Source organism: Leucobacter fengyongliangi, assembly GCF_050971685.1.
Taxonomy (GTDB): Bacteria; Actinomycetota; Actinomycetes; order Actinomycetales; family Microbacteriaceae; genus Leucobacter.
In genome coordinates, this window is record NZ_JBPCEU010000004.1 from 162,717 (window position 1) to 178,313 (window position 15,597).

A 15,597-nucleotide genomic window follows, 5' to 3' on the forward strand; every position below is an offset into this window, starting at 1 on the left:
TCGAGCGAAACTCGATCATCGAAACGTTTTGATGCTGTGCAGTCTATGTTAGCCCGCCCGAGACGCGCTCTCATCGCCGGGGCGTTCACTGCCGCTGTGGTCGAGACCGTCGGGGAGGGAACCTCGGTCACCGCTGTGGTCGAGACCGTCGAGGAGGGAACCTCGGTGACCGCTGTGGTCGAGACCGTCGAGGAGGGAACCTCGGTGACCGCCGAGGCATGTTTGCCGACGATGTCTTCGTCGCGACGAGCTAGTCCTCGCTGATCGCCAGATGCCCTCGACCTTCGGGTCGGGGGCATCTGTGTTGGTGCCGGGTGGGGTACCGCGGGATGGGAGGCCGTAGGGTTTCGAGCATTTGGATTCGCTCTGACGCGAACCTCCTGGACTTTCACTCATCGCAAAGGAATGCCAGTTTCCCTGCTGATGCTGCGGGCATTTGCTCTCAGAAACTGGCAGCCTTCCGGACGATACGACGGGCCAGTGTCAACTCTCGGACCGGGCAACAGAGGTCAGGGTGGTGGGCAAGATCCGCAGCCGGGCGCCTTCACCCTGCAAAACGATCTCCAACCGGCCAAATCTCGCGCGGAAGGCATGATTTGCGTGAAACTGCCGGTTGAAGGCACGGCGTTGCGGAGAGGCTGGGGCTGTCTGGTCGATCCGCCCTGCTCACCAGACCAGAGCCATACCCTCGACCAAGGCAAAAACTTGCTCCGCGGAAGCGGGTTGCGGGGCCAGAGTGACACCCACGCTGCCGGTGGCGATAGTGCGCGCTTACTCTGCTGTGCGCATGGCCGCCTGGATGCGACGGTCGAGATCGTCGAGTTCAGCCATCACCTCGGAGGCAGCCCAGACGCGGTTCTTCTTACGGCCGGTGATCTCTTCGATGAGGCCGGCGTCGACGAGCCGGTCGATGGCCCGGTACGCCTGTGAGGTGGCCGAGCCGGAGTGAGCTTCGATTTCGTCGGCACCCATGACCGGGTGGTCGGTGAAGGCGCCGATGAGTGCGGCCGTTGCCGATCTGGCGCGCGGCCTCAGCTCTGCCGCCCACTGGTCGGGCATCGCCTGCAGCCGCCCGATGGTGTCGCGTGAGCATTCGGCCGCCACCCGCGCAGAGCGCGCGAAGAGATCGATAAGCGGGGCTGGATCGCCGAGCCGATACGAGCCAAGCGACGCGAAGTACTCGTCGCGGCACGCAAGGAGACCACTTGCGAGCGGAACGACAGCGTAGCGAGTCACGCCACGACGTCGCAGCACCGCAGAGACGAGGGCCCGACCAATGCGACCGTTGCCGTCGGTGAAGGCGTGGATCGACTCGAACTGGGCATGGCCGATCGCGGCCTGCACCATCACGGGCACGTCGTCGCGGTTGAGGTAGGCGATGAGGTCGGCCATCAACGAGTCGACGCGATCGGGTGCCGGGGGAATGTGAAGCGCGTCGCGGGGAGAGTGGTCGCTCCCGCCGATCCAATTCTGCATGTCGCGCAGCCGACCGGCGTAATCGGAATCCTCTGGGTCATCTGCCATCAGAGCGCGGTGAGCGCCGGTGAGGTACTCCAGCTCGAACCTCCCCTGCGCTCCGACTGTGGTGATGAGTTCGTGCAGCGCGACCGAGGCGGCAACCATGCTCGTCGCAGACGCGTTCCCTCTGTTGCCAGCAATCGCCCGTGCGTATTCTCTCTCGGATGCGGTGATGCGCTCGATTTTTGACGAAGCAGCCGACTCCGATCGCACCATAAATCGACTAAGCGCTGCGGAGTGCCCCTGAGCTGCGGTGTCCGCCTGAGCAACGGCGAGGAGCGCCTTCTCACTCGTGAGTATCACGGGAAGCGGCGGCATGTAGTCGAGCTTCTCGATTAACGGCGGGATCGTTGCGTGGACGGAACGGAGCATCCGATCCTCTCGCGTGCCACCGCGCACTTGCTGCTGCCACGGCAGTTTCTCGACACCGTGCGGTGGCCAGCCTAGCCCCGCGCTCTCGTCGCTCACAATCACGATTCTACAGCGCCTAATTGGTGATTAAGAAAATAAACACGAATTTAACCTGGAAATTTTGGTGGTTGTGCCCTCCCACACCCGAGATCAAGGCACGTTGGCCTCCTGGGCGGCGGGTTCTGGTGCGCTCAGGCCGCCCGCTCGGGTCATGGGCTCGCGCCGCACGCGTGGGTCATACGCTGCCGCCGGGCATATGAGCAGGGTCGGATCGATCTACCCCATCTGATCCGACTGAACTCACATGTCCGACCGGGGTCACACACCCAACCAGGGCGAACGCACCCCACCGGGCAATGGCGAATAATGGGAGAGTGATGTCACTTGCCGAAGAGGTGCTGCCGCTGATCCGCACCCGCGCCGATCTGCACCGGTGGAGCGCGGCCAACGCTCACGGCTCGACCATGCACGACGCGATCGACCTGCTCGAAAGCGAACTCCACACCGTCGACCCGGCGGAGGCCTACACAGTCACCCATCAGGCTCTCGCCAGTGCCATCAAGGTGATCGCTCGGGCCGACGACTCGAGCGGTGTCATCGACGATGCCTGCCGACGCCTGCTCGAGCTGCACCCATGGGTCGCCGCAGACGCGCACGTGCCGCCGGCGAAACTGGTGAAGTGGATGATGAAGTTTCAGTTCGACGGAGAAGTCGACTTCTTCGAGCTCGACCCCGTCGCCTACGCGCCGGCCCTCGGGGAACCCGGTTTACGCACCTACCGAGCGCGTCTCGACGAGATTCGTGCGGCGCTCCCCCCGAAGCCAGATGCAGACACCTGGCGAGATCCGTCGTCTCACGCGCGCTGGGTGCTCGACTGGAATGATCGGCGACTCGCCGTACTCGACCGCGACATCGAAGCAATCATTCGCACCCACGCGCGAGACCGTCGCGTCGCCGCCTGGCTGCAAGACACGGCAGAAGCATTCGCAGAGATCAACGAGTTCGACCTCGCCATCGACTGGGCGCAGCAGGCCACAGATTTCGGCCCCGGGCACCAATCGCAGCACGCCGCCGAGTACTGGTGCGAGCTTCTCGCGGAGCACCGCCCCGCCGAACTCCTGAACGCGCGACTCACGGCGTTTCGCAAGTGGCCGTCTTCTTCTACCGCGACCCGCCTCCACACCCTCGCAGCCGAAGCCTGGCCGTCGCTCGCAGCCGAAGTCACCGACACGCTCTCAGCGCACCCCGCCGAGGCAGTCACGTTCACCCTCGACACGCTGCGCGACCCAGGCCTCGCATGGCAGCTCGCACACGACCTGAATCTCACCAACGACGATGTGTGGCACAAACTCGCAAGCGCCTACGAAACGATCGACCCGGGTGCGGCCTTGGCGATCCACCAGCGATTAGTGGATCAGCTGCTCGTGGAAACGAACGTGCGCAATTACCGATACGCGGCGCGTAGCCTCGCGCACATGCGCACGCTCGCCGCCCGCAGTGGCAAAGCCGCAGAGATCGACGCGTTCATCGCGGGGCTGCGCGACACGTACCGGCGTCGACCCCGAATGCTGCAGGAGGTCGACCGGGCACTGTTGCCGTAAGCGGTGGCCGCATTGCTGGCGTCGGGGTCGGGGTCGGGGTCGGGCGCAGGGTCGAGTGCAGGGTCGAGTGCAGGGGCGCGGGGTGGGTGCGGAGTGCGGGTCGGGACCGAGTACAGGGTCGGGTGCGGGTCGGGGCCGGGTGCGTGGTGCGGCTCGGGTGCGCACGAGGTTCTGCATCCGCCGGCTCGGAGATATGCATAATTTTGGGCGGAATTTGCTATTTGGGTCCTGGATTGTGTGGATCTCCGAGGCTACGGCCGCGCGGGGGCGACGTTCCCCCGACGCACCATGGGGATGCCTCAGCCGGTTCTGAGGGGGGTACCCCAGCCGGTGCTGAGAGGCAAACCAAGCACATAACACTTGACTTTCGCGGCATACCACGAAAGCCTTGTGTTATGCCACTGACTATCGCCGAATACGCCACTGCGGAGGGTATCTCTGAGCAACGTGCCCGCGAACTCGCTCGGGCAGGGAAGATTGCCGCTCGGCGAACCGGGCGAGCCTGGGAGATCGATACGGAAGCGTCGCCCCCTCGGTTCACGCACAGACCGTTGTCGGCACAGTCCCTCAACGATTTGCTCGCCGTGATCGCAGATATGAATCTAGACTCCGTGACAGGGGTCCGAAAACAACGCGCTGCGGAACGTCTCCGCGGGCTCCGCGCTTCAGAACATCCGGCAGCGCTGCTTGCGCAGTGGGCCGGGCGCACCCCTGAGCGGCCTGCCCGGGCCCACCTACGCGCAATTCTGCGGGCGGCACAACTTGGTCGAGACGACTACCTGAAGCTCGTGCTGGCCGAGGTTGATGCGGATGATCTTAGGGACCCCAAGCTGTTGAAGAAACGTCTGCGTGATGCCATGCAAGTGAATCAACTCCGTGCAGATACGCTCGCTGAGCGTGCGGGTGCCACCACGGAAGACGTGAAGCAGTTGTTAAGCCGAGGTCGCCTGAAGAATTACGGCCGAACGGCTCGGATCCTTCGTACCGCGGGGCTGAAGCCGGGGGCGGTGCCGAGGTGAGCGCCGAGGTGGGCATTGAGGTGTTGGAGTGCTTCCTGAACGGTCGGCACATCGGTCGATTTGAGCGCCGCTACCTCGCGACTGTCGAATTCGCCTATGCCGATTCGCCGCAATCTGGCAGCGACGAGCAGGTGGTGTCACTGAGCCTCCCCCGCGACAGGCCACATGAGAAGAGCGCTGCCAGGAACTTCTTGTCGAACCTGCTTCCCGAAACGGAGGCGGCGAAGGAACTGCTGCGCACCCAGACAGGTGCCCGATCCGCTGATGATTTCGAGCTTCTTCGGCACGTCGGCGGTGACGTCGCTGGTGCGATACAGCTCATGCCTGAGGGAGAGTCCCCCAGTGAATGGATTGATCCACCCCTCATCGCGAGGACCAACGCGATCTCGGGCCGCATTCAGACCATCAAGGCTACGGGGATCCCCACGGGGGGCCTCATCGCAGGCGACTGGCCGATCCGTTTCTCGCTCGCAGGTGTGCAAGCGAAGTTCGCTCTCGCGAATGTCGACGGTGAATGGTTCTGGCCTGATGCCGGCACACCCTCAACGCACATCCTGAAGCCCGAATCACCGGCACACCCGGGTCTCGAGCAACTTGAAACTGCCGCACTGCGCCTTGCTGAGCTCGCAGGAGTCACTGCCGCGGTCGCCGAGGTGGCCGAGTTCAACGGTCACACCTCTTTCATGACACAGAGGTTCGACCGGGTGGTTGATGAATCCGGTCTTCCCGTGAGGCTCCACGCTGAGGATGCCGTGCAAGCTCACGGGAAGGAAGTCGATTTCAAATACCACCTCGGTGCAGACGAAATCGTTGAACTCCTGCGTTCGCGCGGGGCTGACGAAGTCGCGTATGACTTCGTGCAGCAACTCGCGTTCAACACCGGTGTGAAGAACGCAGATGCGCACGGGAAGAACTACTCGTTCTTGCACGCCCCCGACGGGTCAGTCGGGTTGTCACCGCTGTATGACGTGGTGCCCATGGGGTTTTACCCTCAGTATGCGCAGGCGCTCTCGATGTCTATCGGGGACGAGGAACAACTCGTGAGGCTTGACACCAGCCGCTGGAAGCAGTTCGCAGACGACACCGGCCTCGACACAGATCGCGTGCTTGCGATTGTCACCGAGGCTTCTCGGGGAATTCTGGAACACGTGGATGAAGCGTTCGGTCACATCGGACTTTCCACGCGCGAGGCGGCAATCGCAGAAATCAAGCGCTACAACGAGCGGATCGTCGCCCGGCGTTAGGCGTGTGCGGCGGGCTGTAGGCGGCTGGCGTTCTAACGCGTGTCGCCCCTCGCCCTGCGCCTTGCCCGCACCACTGGGGTCGGGGATATGAGTAGGGTCGGGTCGATCCACCACATCTGACCCGACCGCTAGAGTCAACTCTCCGACCGGGGTCAGCGTGCCAGCGGTGCTCACAAGCGCTGCGCACCAGCAGAGCCCGCGGGGCGCACCAGCAGAGTGGGCGCGGCGAGCAGACCCGCTCAGCCCGTGGGTGTCGTTACTGCTCCCGCGGCACGTGCACCACGGCGACGCCCTCGGTCGCGAAGTTCGCCACGTCATTGACCGTGGCAAGGCCCGCATCCGAGGCGAATGACCGATCCGCCGCGTCGCGCGAAGGGAAGGTCAATCGCGCGATGAGTTTCGGGTCGTCTTCGCCCGCATCGGAAACGAAGCCCCAGGCGAACTCCTCGAGCTCGGGCATGGCGCGCACCAACGGCGCGTGCGTGCCGCGGTAATACGCGGAGAATGCGGCGCGATCGGGAATGGAACTGTAGGTGACGATGACATCGTGCATGCGTGGCCTCCGAGGTTGTAGATGTCTGCGAGGTTCGGTGTTCGGGGTTCGGCGCGTGGTGTGCGGTGTGCGCTGTGCGGCAGCCTACCGCGAGCGGGAGAATCTGCCCGATCGCAGCCAGCGCCACGCACCCGTCGACCACAGCGCCCAGACCACGAGCACCGGCTGGAAGAACAGGCGGCCGAGCCGGGCCGCATCTGTACTGAGACCAAACGCGTCGACTCCCTCGATGTACTGCGAGACGTTGCCGGGGAAAATTGCGACAAAGAACGCCGCGACGATCAGCCCGACGATGGGGCGGGCGACCCGCGGCGCGAAGAGCAGTGCGGCCCCGAGGAGAATCTCGACGACCCCCGATGCCACCACCACGAAGTCGGGATCGAGCGGCAACCAGGTCGGCACCTGCGCCTGAAACTCCGCGCGCAGAGCGGTGAGGTGACCGATTCCAGCGAACAGGAGCGAGACACCGAGCAGAGCTCGGGCGATGGTGCGGACTACGCCGCCTGATCCACCCCCGCGCGAAGCCTCGCGGGCACGGGCTTCTGGCTCGTCGAGTGGCGCGGGTTTGGGCGGGATCGGTTGCTCAGGCATGCCTCTAAGTATTGTGCGCAATTAAGTTGTGCACAATACTTATTGAATGGAAACGGCTGACCTGCACCTGCGAAACCAACTGTGCTTCGCGCTCTACACGGCCGCTCGCGCCACCGCTACCGCCTACCGCGAGGCGCTCGCCGAGACGCAGCTGACGTTTCCGCAGTACCTCGTGATGCTTGCGCTCTGGGAAAACGACGGGCTCACCGTGAGCGAACTCGGCACCGAACTACACCTCGATTCGGGCACGCTCTCCCCCCTCCTGACGCGCCTCGAAACCAACGGATACGTGACGCGATCGCGGCCTGAACGCGATGGGCGCCGCGTGGTGGTGCAGCTCACCGCGGCGGGAAAGGAGCTGCGCGCAGTGGCGGAGCAGATCCACTGTGCGATAGTCGAGCACCTCGACATGCCCGAGGCTGAGGTCACCGAGCTGCGCGACATGGCCACCCGCCTGACCGGGCTGATTCAGGAGCGGGCTGCAGGGTAGCGCGGCCGGGCAAGGGTTGAGGTCGCGGCTTGGGTCGAGATCGAGATCGAGGGTTGAGGTCGTAGGCGCGGGACGAGGCGGAGGGGGCACAGCTGCAGGCTCGGAGATCTGCACAATCTCGAACGGAAGTCGCGCTTTGGGTCCTGGATTGTGCTGATCTCCGAGGCACAGGGAGGCGCACGGCAGATCAGGCGCACGAACAGGCGCACGGGCGGAGCATCTCCAAAGGCGGGTGCCCCCGGCGTACCCCTCAGCCCGCGAGGTCGCCGCGCAGCAGCCGGGCCACGACCTCGCTGAGCATCGCCACGCCCGCAACACTGTCGGCGTCGCTTGAGTTCTCGAGTTCGTTGTGCGAGATGCCCTCGATGCTCGGAATGAAGAGCATCACGGTCGGCACGATGTCTTTCATATTCGTCGAGTCGTGCCCCGCGACCGTCATGATCTCGGTGTGCGAAAGCCCCAGCTCAGCCGCCGCGGCACGCGCGAGATCCACACCCTCAGGTTGGTAGGGCGACAGGCCCCACTGGTGGGTGAGATGGCGCTCGATCGTCACGCGCGCCCGCGCCTCGATCTCGGCGATCTTCTCCACCAGGATCTCGTTCGCTCGCGCCAACACGCTCTCATCGGGCGAGCGCAGGTCGAGGTTCATCACGACCTCGCGCGCGAGCGTCACCGGCGAGTTCGGCTCGAGCGACAGCTCCGCCACCGAGGAGTGCAGCAACCCCTCGTCGAAGACTTCGGTGAGTTCGCGCGCGGCGACGATCAGCAGCGCCGCCCCGAACAGCGCATCCTTGCGGTCGGCCATGATGGTCGACCCCGTATGCCCCTGCTCGCCGTGCACCACGATGCGATACTTGCTCGCGGCCCACGTGCGATCGACCAGGCCGATGGTGTGCCCACCGTTCTCGAGCGTGCGCCCCTGTTCGATGTGGATCTCGGCATACGCCGCTGCCGCTGGGGCCTCGGCGAGGCGCCCGACCTCGCCTTGCGCCAGTGCGTCGGCCACGGAGATGCCGGCGCGATCCACTGTGGAAAGCGAATCTGCGGCGGCCATCTTGCCGGTGTACACCGAGGAGCCCATCATGCTCGGGGTGAACCGGCTGCCCTCTTCGTTGAACCAGTTCACGACCGCGAGGTTGAACAGAGGGTGGATCTCGCCCCGCTCGGCGCGGGTGCGGGCATCGCGAGCGGCATGCGCGGCAGCGAGCACGCCGTACGCCCCGTCGAAGCGGCCGGCCATGGGCTGTGAATCGAGGTGCGAGCCGACGAGCAGGTAGGGAGCGCCGGGCACCAGCTCAACCAGGCCGAACTGGTTGCCGACCTCGTCTCGGGTCACTTCGAAACCGTTGCGCTCGAGCCACGCAGCAAACCACGCGCGCGTCTGATGGTCGGCATCGGTCGCCGCCTCGCGGTGCACTCCGCCGCGGTCGGTCGCGCCGAAGCTCGACATCTCGGCGAAATCCCGCAGGAACTCTGTGCCGGTGGTGGCGTTCTGGTCTGCCGCGGGGGTGGTCATGTTCTCGGTCATCGTGACACCTCTGGTTCTTGCTCAGTGGATCGGGTTCGTGCGGATCGCGCTTGCGGCGCTTGATATGTGCGACTGCCTAGTGCGTAAGCGAATCCAGGCCGCCGTGGCGCAGCTGCCCGCCGACGAGGGTTGCGACGACCTCGATCTGCGCGATGCGGTCGCTCGGCACCTCGGTGAGGTCTTCGCCGAGCACCACGAGATCGGCGAGCATGCCCGGCGCGAGCACACCCTTACGGTGCGCCCACCCGGTGGCCTCGGCCGATCCGCGAGTGTAGGCGCGCAGCGCCTGCTCGGCGGTGATCCGCTCGCTCGGCCCGTAGGGCTTGCCGGTCTCAGTGAGGCGCTCGACGAACGCCTGCATGACCGCGAGCGGTGCGCCCGGGGCGACTGGCCGGTCGGAGCTGCCGGGCAGCACCGCCCCCGCGTTCAGCACTCGCGCCGCCGGATACGACAGGTGCGTGCGCTCAGGGCCGAGTTTCGCGGCCATGCCGTCGCCGAAGGTCGGAATAAAGAAGGGCTGCGGCACCAGCACGATGCCGTGCGCCGCAAGCTGCACGATCTGATCATCGCGCACCACTCCCCCGTGCTCGATTCGGTTCGGAATGCGGGGCCTGCCGAACCGGCTCTGCGCTTCGACGATGGTATCGATCGCGAAGTCGACGGCCCGGTCGCCGATCGCGTGCAGTGCGAGCGACCAGCCCGCGGCGGCCGCGCGCAGCACTTTCTCGCGCACCTCGCCCGGGTCGCCAAGAAGGTAGCCGTGATTGCCGGGGCACGCGGCATAGTCTTCGGTCATCGCCGCGGTGGATCCGAGCAACGAGCCGTCGGTGAACACCTTGACGGGCCCCACCTGCAACCACTCGTCACCCAGGCCTGTGCGCATGCCCGCGTCGAGCGTGGCCGCGGTCGGATCGCTCGCGTGGCCCGGCACAGCGTGCAGGGCATCGAGCGTGATCATGGGCTGCATGCGCGTGAGCAGCTTGCCCTGCTGGCGTGCCTGCTGATAGGCGCCGAGTTCTTGCGGGCTGTGCCCGATCCACCCGCCCGCGATGCCCGCGTCGGTGACCGAGGTCAGCCCTTCACGCACATACTGCTGGGTAGCGACGTGCAGGGCGTGCACGATGTCGACGCGCGAGTCGGGCAGCAAGTGCCGCTGCACCAGCTGCTGGGCGTTCTCTTCGATCAGGCCGGTGGCGCGGCCCTGCGCGTCGATGACAACCTGCCCGCCCTCAATCTGTTCGGTCGGGTAATCGGCGATGCCGACCTCTGCGAGAGCTATGCCGTTGAGGGTATATGCGTGGCCCGACGAGTGCTTGAGCCAGAGGGGGCGCCCGCCGGTCGCCGCGTCGAGCGCGTCCCTGGTAGGTAGCTCGGTAGAGATCCCCAGCGGGTTGAAGTTCGATCCGATCACCCACGCACCCGCTGGCACGGTGCGCGCGTACTCGTGAATGCGGCGGATCAGCTCGTCGCTCGTGCCGGTGCCAGACAGGTCGAGTTCGAGCAGGGTCTGCCCGAACCACACCGTGTGGGCGTGGACATCGTTGAAGCCAGGAGCGATGAAGGCGCCCTGCGCGTCGAGGTTGACCTCGGCGGTGACGCCATCGAGCTGTTCGTCGAGGCCGACGATCAGGCCGTTCCAAATGCCTATCTTGCTCGCTCGCGGACGCGACGTGTCGCCCGTCCAAATGCGCCCTCGTTCAATGATGAGGTCGATACGCATGCGTGCTCCTTCGCTGCTGGGTCTGCCTTCCCATCAAACTCCGGCAACCACGACCGTGCAATCGCCAGATCGCCACTCGGCAAAGCACGGTGTTGTGCAGATGCCCATCTAGGAGCAGACTGGGGCCATGACCGACACCCCGGCGACCACTCCGATTGATGCCTCGACAGGTGCATCACCTGACGCGAAGACGGCTGGCTCGCCAGACACGGCATGGCTCACGCTGCTCGACGAGATGCAGCTTCGTGCGCCAGAATTCGTCGATCGCTTTCTCGCGGAGCTGCGGGAGCAGGCCCTCTACGACCCCGAGAGCGTTCCCCCCGGCGATCTCGAGCGCGCCGCCGAAGAAACGGTGCTCATGTTCATCGATCGTCTGCGCACCGGCCAGATCACTCGCGCAGATTCTGCCGAGCCGCTCGGGCGTCGCAGGGCCCGGCAAGGGGTGCCCCTCGAGCGGCTCATGCAGGCTATCCGGCTCGACCTGCGCATCATGTGGCAGATCCTGCTCGACATCGCGCATCCCGACCGCACCGATGTGCTCGTGCGCCACGTCGAACAGCTCATAGCGGTGGTCGACGCCTATGTGGCAGATGTGCAGCAGGCGTTTCTGCGCGAAGTCGCGATCCTGCAGCGCGACTCGCGGCTCGTGACCGAGCAGCACCTGTCGAAACTCTTCAATGCGCAAAGCCTGACTCCCGCGCTGCTCGATGCCGTCGCCGCCGGCATCGGGGTCGGCCCCAAGGAGCGCTTCGAAATGTTGATGCTGCCCGGCGATTCCTCGGAGGTTCGCGGCAGCAAGGTCGACCCATGGCTCGCGAAGCCCAACGTCTTCGCCTACATGTACCGGGGCTGGCTGATGCTGTTTCGCCCCCACGATGCTCCTCTGTCGACCTGGCCCAAAGAATTCGCGCCCGTGCCATCCATCTATGTCGACGCCGTCGACGGCCTGGACCGGGTGCCGGGGGCTGCCCGCGCACTCATCGACCTGCACGCAAGCGCCCCGCCACTCCATGCGCTCACCTACGTCGAAGACCTCTGGGTGTTCGGCGCCGCAAACTACCTGGAAACACTGTTGCCTGGTCACTTCAGCTCGATCCTCGAGTCACTCTCGCAGCTTGGCGAAGACGAGCAGGAACGCCTGCTGCGCACGGTGCGCGCCTACCTCGAATCCGGATCAGTAAAGGTCACCGCGCACGTGGTCGACTGCCACCGCAACACGGTGATCAACCGGTTCAGACTGTTTCAGACCCACACAGGGCTCGACATCACCGTGCCGTCGCAGGCCGCGCTCGCGCTCGTACTCTTGAGCGGTGCCGACACCGCGGAGGCTCGCAACGCCACAGCGACACTCTAGGCAGGCGCCGCGCAACGGCTGACGACCGCCGCCCCGCTGCGACGGGTTCGAGGCTCACCGGGGTCGCGGATCGGGCAGCTGCGCTGCGGGCGGTGACGCTCGCGCCGATCCATCATTGTGCATTTGTCGAAAAATAACGGCCGCGCGAAGGTCACATACCTATTGGCGATGGCGCATCTGAATGCAAATATTGCAGAAACCGCACGAATACGCAGCCACAGCCACCTGGCCACAGCAGCGGAATTGCAGCGCACACGTCCCAGATTCAAAGGAGAAACAGTGAGTAACGCCAACACCGAAGCATCCGCCGCGGTGCAAGTGAGCCCGAAGGATGTTGGGCGCATCGCTCGCGCAGCCTTCGTGGGCACCGCCCTGGAATGGTACGACTACTTTCTGTTCGGCACCGCCGCCGCGCTCGTGTTCAACCGCCTCTTCTTCACCGATCTGAACCCGACCGCAGCGCTGCTCGCCTCGCTCGCGACCTTCGGCGTTGGGTTCGCAGCGCGACCCATCGGCGCGTTCTTCTTCGGCATTCTGGGCGACCGCATCGGCCGGCGCCCCACCCTCCTCATCACCATCGTGGCGATCGGTGTGGCGACCGGCCTCATCGGCGTGCTGCCGACGTTCATGGACATCGGCCTCATGGCGCCGATCTTCCTCGCCATACTGCGCCTGCTGCAGGGCCTCGCCGTCGGTGGCGAATGGGGCGGCGCGACCACCATCGCGATCGAGCACGCGCCCGCTGAGAAGCGCGCCCGTTACGCGGCGCTCGTGCAGGTCGGCTCGCCCGTCGGCACCCTGCTTTCTTCGGGTGCATTCGCCCTCGTGATTATGCTGCCACCCGAGTCGTTTGACGCGTGGGGCTGGCGTCTGCCGTTCCTCGCTGCGTTCCCGATGCTCGGTGTCGCACTGTGGATCCGCCTCAAGGTCGAAGAATCCCCCGTCTTCCGCGAGCTGCTCGAATCCGGCGAAACCACAAAGGTTCCTGCGCTCCTCGTGTTCCGTAAGGCGTTCGGTCGGCTCGTCGTCGCCATCATGGCTGCACTGCTCGGTGTCGGTGGGTTCTACGTCATGAACACCTTCGTGGTGAGCTACACCACCAACACGCTCGGTGTCGACCGCCAGATCGCGGTGAACGCCACCCTCGTTGCTGCTGTGGTACAGATCGTCGTGATCCTCATCTTCGGCCGCGTGGCCGAGAAAATCGGCCCCGGCCGTGTCACCCTCGTCGGCGGGCTGCTCAGCGCCGCGGCAGCCTTCCCCCTGTTCTGGCTCATCGACATGGGCTCGGCATGGGCAATCACCCTCGCTGTCGCAAGCGGCATCGGTCTCCTCACGATCACCTACGCGGTGACCGGCGCGCTGCTCACCGAGTTGTTCCCCGCGAACATGCGCTACAGCGGCGTCTCGCTGGGCTACAACATTGCCGGTGCGCTCTCTGGCTTCTTGCCCTTCATCGGCACCTGGATGATCGCGCAGCAAGACGTGCCGAGCTCGCTGCCGGGCGTCATCATCTTCGCCGCGATCTCACTGCTGACCGCCCTCGGTGGGTTCCTGGGTGAGCGTCTGCGCATTAAGGATGACGTGGTGGTGAAAGAAGCGGTCTAGCGGCGCATGCGACGGTGCGGTGGGTCCTCTGGGGCCCACCGCATTTCTGTGTGCCCACCGCACTCCTCGGCGCCTGGGCAGACCTAACCCACCGCTAACTCGGAGATTCCCACAACTTCGGATGGAATTCGCGTTTTAGGTTCTGGATCGTGCGGATCTCCGAGGCTAGGGAAGCGGGGCCTACGTTCCGCAGTAGGTGACGAAGCGCCCGGCACCCGGTGGGGCCGGGCTGGTGTACTCGGCGGCTCCGGGCTGCTCCTCAAAGGGGCGCGTCACGCGCGCGAGCAGCGCGGTGAAGGGGGCGAGGTCGCCGTCGGTTGCCGCCTCAAGCGCCGCATCGAGCAGGTGGTTGCGCGGGATGTAGATGGGGTTCACCCGGTTCATCGCTGCCGCATCTGGTCCGAGCGCCAGCCAGCGCGCGATCCACTGCTCTGGGAATGCCGTTGACGCCCGCCCGCTTCCGGTATTCCCGCCAGCTGCAATCCTCGCGAGCGCGCGGAAGCTGCCCGTGTAGTCGGCGTCGGTGTCGCGCATATGCTTCAGCAGATCGCGCGCCAATTCGGCAACCACCAGACCACTCGCTGCGGCATCAACAAGCCCGAGCTTCGCGCGCATTCCCGCGACCCACGCCGCATCGAAGATGGCGTCGAACTCCTCGAGGGCCTCGGATGCCGCCGCGATCGCCGCGTCCTGAGCTTCGGCATCGGGGGCGGAGTCGGGCTCAGTACTGCCCCGGGCCGCCACCCCGCCAGCGGCACGCCCGATCCACACTCTGCAATCAGCATCGGCAGCAGCGACTCGGCAAACCGCGCGAGGTTCCACTTCGCGACCGCTCGCTGATTGCCCAACGCATAGCGGCCCTCGTGATCGATCGAGCTGAACACCGCGCTCGGGTCATAGGCATCGATGAACGCGCACGGCCCGTAGTCGATCGTCTCGCCCGAAATCGTCATGTTGTCGGTGTTCATTACCCCGTGCACGAACCCGACGAGCGTCCACGACGCGACCAGCTCGGCCTGCCGCCGCACCACCTCGCGCAACAGATCGAGGGCTGGCGTCTCGCTGAGTTCAAGGTGCGGTGCGTGGCGGTGGATCGCGAAGCGCACCAGGCGCCGCAGCAGATCCGCATTGCGCGTCGCCCGTGCGTACTGAAACGTGCCCACCCGAAGGTGGCTCGCGGCGACCCGCGTCAGCACGGCCCCCGGCAGCAGGTTGTCGTGGAGGAAGTCGTCGCGCAATACCCGACGGCCGGTGGCAGTCACGGCGAGCGCCCGCGTGGTCGGGATGCCCAGCGCGTGCATCGCCTCACTCACCAGATACTCGCGCAGCATCGGGCCGACCGCGGCAAGCCCGTCGCCCCGCGCGGGCGGCGTGCGGCCAGAGCCTTTGAGGTGCAGGTCGCGCAGGGTGCCGTCTTCGCAGCGGATCTCGCCCAGCAGCAGGGCGCGCCCGTCGCCGAGCAGCGGCGAGTAGCCGCCGAACTGGTGGCCCGCGTAGAGCTGCGCGGCGGGACGGCTGCCCGCGGCGAGCGCGCGGCCCACGAGGAACTGGGCCCCGCTCTCGCTGCGGAGGTCGCCTGGGTCGAGCTGCAATTCGCGCGCGAGGTCGTCGTTCAACACCAGCAGATGTGGATCCGGCACCTCTGCCGCCCGCCACTCGAGAGCGAGCTCGGGCAGCGCCTCTACGAAGTCTGCGCTCAGCGTCGCTCCGCCGAACATGGGAAGTGGCTCAGGCTGCACCGCGTGGTCGGAGGCCGACTCAGCGCCGTTGCCCTGGCCGCCCTCGGGCTTGTGCTCGCATTCGTGCTGGTTCGCCTCCATACCTCGATGCTACGCGGGTGTCGGGCGACCTGATCCACTGAATCTAACGAAGCAGCGCACGAGCCACGAGCCTTCCATAGCAGTCTCATAATATCGACAGCGAGTGCGCGCCCATGCCAAGATGAACACTGCGAAAACGC

12 protein-coding genes and 1 pseudogene are annotated in these 15,597 nt (G+C 65.6%); 7 read left to right on the forward strand and 6 right to left on the reverse strand.

Going from position 1 to position 15,597, the window contains the following annotated elements:
* The first annotated feature begins 36 nt into the window (after positions 1 to 36).
* Entirely contained in the window at positions 37 to 264 is a 228-nt protein-coding gene (locus ACR0R4_RS04720; RefSeq protein ID WP_433646205.1) for a hypothetical protein, read from the forward strand.
* Between the two features lie 507 nt (positions 265 to 771).
* On the opposite strand, the gene ACR0R4_RS04725 is transcribed toward ACR0R4_RS04720, so the two are convergent.
* On the reverse strand, positions 772 to 1,986 hold the full coding sequence (locus tag ACR0R4_RS04725) for a Fic family protein (protein WP_433646207.1): 1,215 nt from the start codon (positions 1,984 to 1,986) through the stop codon (positions 772 to 774).
* A 320-nt stretch (positions 1,987 to 2,306) separates the two neighbouring features.
* Here ACR0R4_RS04725 and ACR0R4_RS04730 point away from each other — a divergent pair, with 320 nt between their 5' ends.
* From ACR0R4_RS04730 to ACR0R4_RS04740, 3 genes are all read left to right on the forward strand, one after another.
* Entirely contained in the window at positions 2,307 to 3,530 is a 1,224-nt protein-coding gene (locus ACR0R4_RS04730) for a DUF6880 family protein (protein WP_433646208.1), read from the forward strand.
* Between the two features lie 395 nt (positions 3,531 to 3,925).
* Positions 3,926 to 4,549: a hypothetical protein gene (locus tag ACR0R4_RS04735; RefSeq protein WP_433646210.1), complete on the forward strand. Its 624-nt coding sequence runs from the start codon at positions 3,926 to 3,928 to the stop codon at positions 4,547 to 4,549.
* A complete protein-coding gene (locus tag ACR0R4_RS04740) occupies positions 4,546 to 5,793 on the forward strand; it encodes a HipA domain-containing protein (RefSeq protein WP_433646211.1) in 1,248 nt (415 codons plus the stop codon). Before ACR0R4_RS04735 ends, ACR0R4_RS04740 begins: the two co-directional genes overlap by 4 nt.
* 256 nt (positions 5,794 to 6,049) lie before the next feature.
* On the opposite strand, the gene ACR0R4_RS04745 is transcribed toward ACR0R4_RS04740, so the two are convergent.
* Positions 6,050 to 6,346: an EthD family reductase gene (locus ACR0R4_RS04745; RefSeq protein WP_433646213.1), complete on the reverse strand. Its 297-nt coding sequence runs from the start codon at positions 6,344 to 6,346 to the stop codon at positions 6,050 to 6,052.
* Positions 6,347 to 6,430: 84 nt separating this feature from the next.
* On the reverse strand, positions 6,431 to 6,937 hold the full coding sequence (locus ACR0R4_RS04750) for a DoxX family protein (RefSeq protein ID WP_433646215.1): 507 nt from the start codon (positions 6,935 to 6,937) through the stop codon (positions 6,431 to 6,433).
* Between the two features lie 46 nt (positions 6,938 to 6,983).
* Here ACR0R4_RS04750 and ACR0R4_RS04755 point away from each other — a divergent pair, with 46 nt between their 5' ends.
* The gene (locus ACR0R4_RS04755; RefSeq protein ID WP_433646216.1) at positions 6,984 to 7,427 is read left to right on the forward strand and encodes a MarR family winged helix-turn-helix transcriptional regulator; all 444 of its coding nucleotides are present in this window, start codon (positions 6,984 to 6,986) and stop codon (positions 7,425 to 7,427) included.
* 250 nt (positions 7,428 to 7,677) lie between these two features.
* Here the strand turns inward: ACR0R4_RS04755 and ACR0R4_RS04760 are convergent, their stop codons facing one another.
* Together ACR0R4_RS04760 and ACR0R4_RS04765 are read right to left on the reverse strand one after the other, a co-directional pair.
* Entirely contained in the window at positions 7,678 to 8,955 is a 1,278-nt protein-coding gene (locus tag ACR0R4_RS04760; RefSeq protein WP_433646217.1) for a M20 family metallo-hydrolase, read from the reverse strand.
* Between the two features lie 76 nt (positions 8,956 to 9,031).
* Positions 9,032 to 10,675, reverse strand: a complete 1,644-nt coding sequence (locus ACR0R4_RS04765; RefSeq protein ID WP_433646218.1) for an amidohydrolase — start codon at positions 10,673 to 10,675, stop codon at positions 9,032 to 9,034.
* A gap of 127 nt (positions 10,676 to 10,802) precedes the next feature.
* On the opposite strand from ACR0R4_RS04765, the gene ACR0R4_RS04770 reads away from it, so the two are divergent.
* Together ACR0R4_RS04770 and ACR0R4_RS04775 are read left to right on the forward strand one after the other, a co-directional pair.
* The gene (locus tag ACR0R4_RS04770) at positions 10,803 to 12,029 is read left to right on the forward strand and encodes an RsbRD N-terminal domain-containing protein (protein WP_433646219.1); all 1,227 of its coding nucleotides are present in this window, start codon (positions 10,803 to 10,805) and stop codon (positions 12,027 to 12,029) included.
* A 279-nt stretch (positions 12,030 to 12,308) separates the two neighbouring features.
* Complete coding sequence (locus ACR0R4_RS04775) at positions 12,309 to 13,637, forward strand: MFS transporter (RefSeq protein ID WP_433646220.1); 1,329 nt, start codon at positions 12,309 to 12,311, stop codon at positions 13,635 to 13,637.
* Between the two features lie 180 nt (positions 13,638 to 13,817).
* Here ACR0R4_RS04775 and ACR0R4_RS04780 read toward each other — a convergent pair.
* Positions 13,818 to 15,355: pseudogene (locus ACR0R4_RS04780) on the reverse strand (protein adenylyltransferase SelO).
* Between the last annotated feature and the right edge of the window lie 242 nt (positions 15,356 to 15,597).

What these genes read in the sequence shown, in the direction of transcription:
- ACR0R4_RS04730 (WP_433646208.1), top strand. Translation starts at nt 2,307, where the DNA reads ATGTCACTTGCCGAAGAGGTGCTGCCGCTGATCCGCACCCGCGCCGAT.
- ACR0R4_RS04745 (WP_433646213.1), bottom strand. Translation starts at nt 6,346, where the DNA reads ATGCACGATGTCATCGTCACCTACAGTTCCATTCCCGATCGCGCCGCA.
- ACR0R4_RS04760 (WP_433646217.1), bottom strand. Translation starts at nt 8,955, where the DNA reads ATGACCGAGAACATGACCACCCCCGCGGCAGACCAGAACGCCACCACC.
- ACR0R4_RS04750 (WP_433646215.1), bottom strand. Translation starts at nt 6,937, where the DNA reads ATGCCTGAGCAACCGATCCCGCCCAAACCCGCGCCACTCGACGAGCCA.
- ACR0R4_RS04735 (WP_433646210.1), top strand. Translation starts at nt 3,926, where the DNA reads ATGCCACTGACTATCGCCGAATACGCCACTGCGGAGGGTATCTCTGAG.
- ACR0R4_RS04765 (WP_433646218.1), bottom strand. Translation starts at nt 10,675, where the DNA reads ATGCGTATCGACCTCATCATTGAACGAGGGCGCATTTGGACGGGCGAC.
- ACR0R4_RS04770 (WP_433646219.1), top strand. Translation starts at nt 10,803, where the DNA reads ATGACCGACACCCCGGCGACCACTCCGATTGATGCCTCGACAGGTGCA.
- ACR0R4_RS04755 (WP_433646216.1), top strand. Translation starts at nt 6,984, where the DNA reads ATGGAAACGGCTGACCTGCACCTGCGAAACCAACTGTGCTTCGCGCTC.